The sequence below is a fragment of the Streptomyces jumonjinensis genome (assembly GCF_009600885.1).
In the GTDB taxonomy this organism is placed as follows: Bacteria; Actinomycetota; Actinomycetes; order Streptomycetales; family Streptomycetaceae; genus Streptomyces; species Streptomyces jumonjinensis.
In genome coordinates, this window is record NZ_VCLA01000155.1 from 77,949 (window position 1) to 84,582 (window position 6,634).

5 protein-coding genes and 1 pseudogene are annotated in these 6,634 nt (G+C 70.9%); 3 read left to right on the plus strand and 3 right to left on the minus strand.

What is annotated here, in order from left to right:
- Positions 1-87 precede the first annotated feature (87 nt).
- Complete coding sequence (locus FF041_RS20445; RefSeq protein ID WP_153524133.1) at positions 88-1,830, plus strand: pyruvate dehydrogenase; 1,743 nt, start codon at positions 88-90, stop codon at positions 1,828-1,830.
- Positions 1,831-2,135: 305 nt separating this feature from the next.
- Complete coding sequence (locus FF041_RS20450) at positions 2,136-2,693, plus strand: ATP-binding protein (RefSeq protein ID WP_407698175.1); 558 nt, start codon at positions 2,136-2,138, stop codon at positions 2,691-2,693.
- A 117-nt stretch (positions 2,694-2,810) separates the two neighbouring features.
- On the opposite strand, the gene FF041_RS20455 is transcribed toward FF041_RS20450, so the two are convergent.
- Both FF041_RS20455 and FF041_RS20460 read right to left on the minus strand, forming a co-directional pair.
- The gene (locus FF041_RS20455) at positions 2,811-3,914 is read right to left on the minus strand and encodes a DUF2637 domain-containing protein (RefSeq protein WP_153524134.1); all 1,104 of its coding nucleotides are present in this window, start codon (positions 3,912-3,914) and stop codon (positions 2,811-2,813) included.
- A gap of 232 nt (positions 3,915-4,146) precedes the next feature.
- The gene (locus FF041_RS20460) at positions 4,147-4,995 is read right to left on the minus strand and encodes a (2Fe-2S)-binding protein (protein WP_153524135.1); all 849 of its coding nucleotides are present in this window, start codon (positions 4,993-4,995) and stop codon (positions 4,147-4,149) included.
- A 148-nt stretch (positions 4,996-5,143) separates the two neighbouring features.
- Between FF041_RS20460 and FF041_RS20465 the strand changes: the two genes are divergently transcribed.
- Positions 5,144-5,995, plus strand: coding sequence for a GntR family transcriptional regulator (locus FF041_RS20465; protein WP_323392261.1), 852 nt, complete (start codon positions 5,144-5,146; stop codon positions 5,993-5,995).
- A 180-nt stretch (positions 5,996-6,175) separates the two neighbouring features.
- Here FF041_RS20465 and FF041_RS20470 read toward each other — a convergent pair.
- Positions 6,176-6,634 (minus strand): annotated as a pseudogene (locus tag FF041_RS20470) (hypothetical protein); the annotation flags it as partial.

A 6,634-nucleotide genomic window follows, 5' to 3' on the forward strand; every position in this document is an offset into this window, starting at 1 on the left:
TCCGAAGGACGAGGCCGACAGGCGAAACCGCGCCGGCCATGGGTTGATGGACCTCAGGCCCCCACCCGCGGAAAGGCTGCGCATCCCATGGCCAAGCAGAGCGTCGCCGAGCAGTTCGTCGACATCCTCGTCCGCGCCGGCGTCCGGCGGCTGTACGGAGTCGTCGGCGACAGCCTCAACCCCGTCGTGGACGCCATCCGCCGCAACGACGCCGTCGACTGGATCCAGGTCCGGCACGAGGAGACCGCCGCCTTCGCCGCGGGCGCCGAAGCCCAGATCACCGGCGCGCTCGCGGCCTGCGCCGGCTCCTGCGGCCCCGGCAATCTCCACCTCATCAACGGCCTGTACGACGCCCATCGCTCCATGGCCCCCGTGCTCGCCCTCGCCTCCCACATCCCCTCCGGCGAGATCGGCCTCGGCTACTTCCAGGAGACCCACCCCGACCAGCTCTTCCGCGAGTGCTCCCACTACAGCGAGCTGATCTCCAACCCCCAGCAGATGCCCCGGCTCCTCCAGACGGCGATCCAGCACGCGATCGGCCGCAGCGGGGTCAGCGTCGTATCGCTCCCCGGCGACGTCGCCTCCCGGCCCGCGCCCGAGAAGTCCGTCGAGCACGCCCTGATCACCTCCCGGCCCTCGGTCCGCCCCGGTGACGCCGAGATCGACAAGCTCGTCCGGATGATCGACGACGCCCGCCGGGTCACCCTCTTCTGCGGCAGCGGCACGGCCGGTGCGCACGCCGAGGTGATGCAGTTCGCCGAACGCGTGAAATCGCCGGTCGGGCATGCGCTGCGCGGCAAGGAGTGGATTCAGTACGAGAATCCCTACGACGTCGGCATGAGCGGCCTGCTCGGCTACGGCGCGGCCTATGAGGCCACCCATGAGTGCGATCTGCTGATCCTGCTGGGCACGGACTTCCCGTACAACGCCTTTCTCCCCGACGATGTGCCGATCGTCCAGGTGGACATCCGGCCCGAGAACCTCGGCCGCCGCTCCCAGCTGGATCTCGCCGTCTGGGGCGATGTGCGCGAGACCCTGCGCTGCATCACTCCCCGGGTGCGGGCCAAGTCGGACCGCCGGTTCCTGGACCGGATGCTGAAGAAGCACGCCGACGCGCTGGAGGGCGTGATCAAGGCGTACACCCGCAAGGTGGACCGGCATATCCCGATCCATCCGGAGTATGTGGCCTCGGTGCTGGACGACCTCGCCGACGACGACGCGATCTTCACCGTCGACACCGGAATGTGCAATGTCTGGGCCGCCCGCTATCTCTCGCCCAATGGCCGCCGCCGGATCATCGGGTCTTTCAGCCATGGGTCGATGGCCAACGCGCTGCCGCAGGCCATCGGCGCGCAGTTCGCCGACCGTGGCCGTCAGGTCGTCTCCATGTCCGGCGACGGCGGATTCACCATGATGATGGGGGATTTCCTCACCCTGGTGCAGTACGACCTTCCGGTGAAGGTGGTGGTCTTCAACAATTCTGCGCTGAGCATGGTGGAGCTGGAGATGCTGGTATCCGGGATTCCCTCGTACGGAACGACCAACGTCAATCCGGACTTCGCGGCGGTCGCCCAGGCCGCCGGGGCATTCGGCGTACGGGTCGAGAAGCCGAAACACCTGGCGGGGGCCTTGAAAGAGGCTTTCCGGCAGAAGGGACCCGCTCTGGTGGATGTGGTCACCGATCCCAACGCGCTCTCCATCCCGCCCAGGATCAGCGCCGAGATGGTGACCGGATTCGCGCTCTCCGCGAGCAAGATCGTGCTCGATGGCGGAGTGGGCCGCATGGTGCAGATGGCCCGGTCCAATCTGCGTAATGTGCCCAGACCCTGAGACGCCGGACCCCACAGCGGGACGACGATCGTCTCAGGCGATGGCCGTAGCCGGTGTCCGCACCCGGTACCAAAAGCCTGACTTCGCGCAACGGGCGGGCGTTCGACAGGCGTGGGTAACCCCCGGCGGGGGCAATCCACTCCGTGGAAGTGTCCGGCACACAGACTGTGTGACAGCAGAGGTCCGACGTACGGGTGGGGATGATGATTGGGCGTCAGGGAGGGGCCGGTACCGGGGGCCACGGGGGTCACCACGGCGGCTACGGCGGATTCGGGGGAATCCCGGGCAGAGGGGAGCGGGGGGCGTTGCCGGAGGGAGCGCTGGACACACCGGCCGAGCTGTCGGCGGATCACCCCGGGAACCGGGCGGCCGGGCTGCCGGCCGAGTTCTCGGCCGAGCTCTCGGCCGAGCGGAGCGCGAACCGGGCGGCGGACCGATTGCCGTCGATGACGCCGGGCGCGGCGGCGGAACCCGAGCCGCTGCACCGGCGATTAGGCTGCACCGACCTGAAGTCGGTGTCCGAGGTACGGCGGGTGCTCAGGGAACTGCTGGGTCAGTGGGACGGACCCGACACAGCGGATGTGGCCCAACTGCTCGCCAGCGAGCTGGTCACCAACGCGCTCGTCCACACGGGCCATGGCGCGGTGGTCACCGCCACCGTCGCCTCCGCCACCCTCCGGGTCGAGGTGCGGGACTTCATGGCCGGGCTGCCGCTGCCCGATCCGGCGCACCGGCGGCGGGATCCGCTCGACGTCAACGGCCGGGGGCTGGCGCTGGTGCAGAGCCTCGCGGACTCCTGGGGCGTACGGACGCAGAGCGCGGGCAAAGTGGTCTGGTTCGAACTGCGCGAAAGGCCGGTCTGAGGGTTCTCTGACCGGCCTTCCTGACGCTTCGGCCCGGACGGGCCGCTCGTGCTCGTACAGCTTGTTCAGTTCATGCAGTTCATGCAGTTCATTCAGTTCGCTCAGCCGGTGACCGGATCAGCCGAACTGTCTTTCGAGATCCTTCAGTTTCCGCTCCAGCGAATCCAGCCGGGGCAGCGTCTGAGTGTCGTCCTCGGCGGTGAGATCCACTGTGATCGGTTCACTTCCGGCGGCCGGACGGTGGGACGGGAGAGAGGTTCGGGAGAGAGAAGGCAGCGGTCCGGCTTCTATGGCAGGCTCCGCGACAGGTTTCGATCCCTCGGTGAGGGCCTGTGCGGAGCCTCCCGATGAACCGGAGCCGCCCGACGACGGCGTCCCGGAACCGGCGGCGAGAACGGGCAGATCGGGTTCCCGGACGATACGGCCCCGGCCCCATGCGCGGTGCTGCCGGTTGAGGGCCTTGATGCGCGCCCGGTCGAGCTTCGCCTGATCCTTGGCCCGCGCCTGGGCCTCCTTCTTGGCCTGCTGGTCCTCGCGGACCTCCTCCACCGCCTCGTCCAGGGTGCGCACATTCTCAAGGAGCATCAGCGACCAGGCGTTGAAGGTCTCCCGGGGAGCCCTCAGCCACCGTACGACGCGGATCTGCGGCAGCGGACGGGGCACCAGGCCCTGCTCGCGGAGCGCGGCCCGGCGGGTCTGCTTGAGCGCCCGGTCGAAGAGAACGGCGGCCGACAGCGACATGCCCGCGAAGAAGTGCGGAGCGCCCGCGTGGTCTATGCCCCGCGGCGCGTGCACCCAGTTGAACCAGGCCGCCGCGCCCGCGAACGTCCATACGAGCAGCCGCGACCCGAGGGCCGCGTCGCCGTGGCTGGCCTCGCGTACGGCCAGAACGGAGCAGAACATCGCCGCCCCGTCCAGACCGAAGGGCACCAGATACTCCCAGCCCCCGGAGAGGTTCAGATTCTGCCGACCGAAGCCGACCAGTCCGTGGAAGGAGAGCGCGGCGGCGACCGCGGCACAGCAGAAGAGGAGAACATAGGACGCCGTGCCGTAGAGGGCTTCCTTACGCCTGCGGCGTTCCTCGTTCCGCTCCCAGGAGTCCTCCGGCTGTGCCGACTTGCCGGCGACCTTCTTGCCGCGCGCCAGTACGGCGACCGCCACCAGGACTCCCACGACCATCACGCCGCCGGGAAGGAGCCAGGTGAGCGATATGTCTCTCATGTTGGTGTCCCTTGCATCTGCATCGCGGTAGGGCTTTTCGGCCGCCATATTGACCGAAGTCCGGGCGATCCCAGGGGGTTTTGTGGCAAGAGAACGCCAATGGGGCCATACGGCACACGGATAGATGGGTTTTACTCGAACTGCCATATGGGCAGACTGAGTTGCGTACGATTTATATCACCCGGAAGCATGGCGTGACATCCGAAGCGAGCCAACTGCCGTGAGGCGCCGATCAGGCGCTCGGCAGCAGCCTCGACACCCGCGCCGTGTCGCAGGTGCGCGGGCAGGTGACACAGGTGTCGTCGGGCCGCAGTGTATAGAACAGGCAGCAGGTGGCGCGGTCCCGGGTGGGCAGTCGCTCGCCCTGAGGTCCCGTCAGGTCCCGGAAGCCGGGGGCTCCGACGTACGGCTTGACCGTCCCCGGCAGCAGCTCTTCGAGTTCGGCCATCGCCCGCCGCTCCTCGCCGAGCAGATTCCCGATGTACCAGAGCCCCTCGATCAGATCGTCCGTCGCCATGCCCCACAGGGCCCGCTTGCCGCGCCGGGTGCGCGGCCGGAAGCCGTCCAGGACGGGCTCGATGTGCGCGGCGAAGGCGGAGCGGAGCTCGGCCCGCAGGGCCTCCTCGTCGGCCGCCACGCGCGCCCCGGGCAGCGCCGCCGCCGGATCCTCCGGCAGACAGGAGAACTCCGTGACCCGGATGGTCATCAGACCGAGCGTCCGGTGGAAGGAGACGTCCTCGGGCGACAGCCGGGGGACCCGCCGGAGCAGAAACCACGGGACGGTCATCAGCAGAGCGGCCGGCCAGGCGTACCGGTGGAAGCCGAACCCGGCCACCACGTCGGGGCGTGCCTCCGCGCCGTGGTCCCGCAGTACTTGGAGGTGGTCCCATTCGAGGAAGGAGTCCAGGGCCGCGCCGCCGAGCGCCAGTTCGCCGGCGTTCACCCAGCCGCCGCCGGACGGAGGGCGCTCCTCCGTCTTCAGCTCGCCCACGGCCAGGCCGGGGAAGACCTCGGACAGGCGGGCGTACGCGTGCGCGACGGGCGACGCGAGCGCGGGCGGGAGAAGAGCGGGCAGTGTCATGCCGGACCACCGAATCGCGATCGTTAGCAGGTAAGCCTTACCTTACCCGAACTGGCCGGTGTTTGACGTGAGGTCCGGTCCGCCTATCGTGCACACAGGGCCCGGGGCATGCCAGCGGGGCCCGGCATCCGGCCGGAGGAGGACCCGAGTGGAGCAGGCCCGAGCGCGTGAGACGGCGCCGTCCGCTCAGCCGTACCGGCCCGGGGCCGCGGCGGCGGGGCCGTACTCCGCCCAGTCCCCGGGCAGTTCACGGGTTCCGGAGCAGGCCCATGGCGAGCACAGCCGCGGCGAGCCGTCCGCCCCGCATCCGGGCGCGGCGCACCCGGGCGCGGCGCATCCGGCCCACCGGAACGGTCCGCACCGGAACGGTTCGCGCACCGTCCAGCGGCACTCCGTACGCGGGCAGATCCTCCAGGCGCTCCGTTCCGCCCTCGCCGACGGGGAGCTGATCCCCGGTGAGGTCTACTCCGCCCCCGTGCTCGGCGAGCGCTTCGGGGTGTCCGCCACCCCCGTCCGGGAGGCGATGCAGCGGCTGGCGTCCGAGGGCGCCGTCGAGGTGGTCCCCAACCGGGGCTTCCGGGTGGCTGTCCGCAGCCCCCGCGAACTCGCCGAACTCGCCCAGGTACGGGCCCTGATCGAGCTTCCGGTGATCATCCGGCTGACCCGTACGGTGCCCGCGGCGCGCTGGAGCGAGCTGCGTCCCCTGGCGGCGGCGACCGAGTCGGCCGCCGCGTCCGACGACCCCGCGCGGTACGCGGAGGCCGACCGTGCTTTCCACCGCGCGATGCTCGCCCTGGCGGGCAACGACCAGTTGCTGGAGGTCGCGGACGACCTCCACCGGCGCTCCCAGTGGCCCCCTCGCACCGGACCGGCCGGCCGCCGCGCCGCGCTGACGGCCGACGCGGAGCAGCACACGGCGCTGCTGGAAGCGCTGATCTCCGGCGACCCGGCGCGGGCGCGCTCCCTGATCCGCGATCACTTCGAGGGGATGGACCTCTGAGCGGTCCGGTTCGCGGGTTCGCGGGTTCGCGGGTTCGCCGGGCCGTCGGGCCGGCCGCGGGCTTGCCCGGCTCCGGCGGCGGGTCTGCCCGGTCCCGGCGGCGGGGTGCCGGCCTGCCCGCCGTACGGACCGGTGTCGCCCGGTCGCCTGATTCGGACCGAACGGAAGGCCCGGCGCTCCCTAAGCGGCCGGTTCGGGCTGCGGCGGCGGAGTGCTCTGCTGCGGCGGCGGAGTGAGCCGGGCCGCCAGCGAGACCGGCACCCCGCCCAGCAGCCGGAAGAGCCGCCCGGCCTCCGCCCGGAGTCTGCCCGCCTCCGGCTCGGGCTCGCAGTCGGCGAGTGAGGCCAGCGCCGGAGCCGTACCGATGAGATAGCCCAGCTCCACCCGGATGCGCAGCGACTCCCCGAAGCCGTGCCGCGCCTCGGCGGACTCCCCTTCCTGTAAGGCGAGTCCGGCGAGATGCCGCCAGGTGAAGGAGAGCAGCAGGGCGTCCCCGTATCCGGCGGCCCCCTCATGGGCGCGGCGGTAGGCGGCGCGGGCCGCCTGCGCGGAGCCGCCGATGTGCTCGGCGACCAGCCCCCGGCGGAAGTCGAGCAGGGGGCGGCCGGGCGAGCCGGGGGCGAGCAGCGCCGCCGCCCG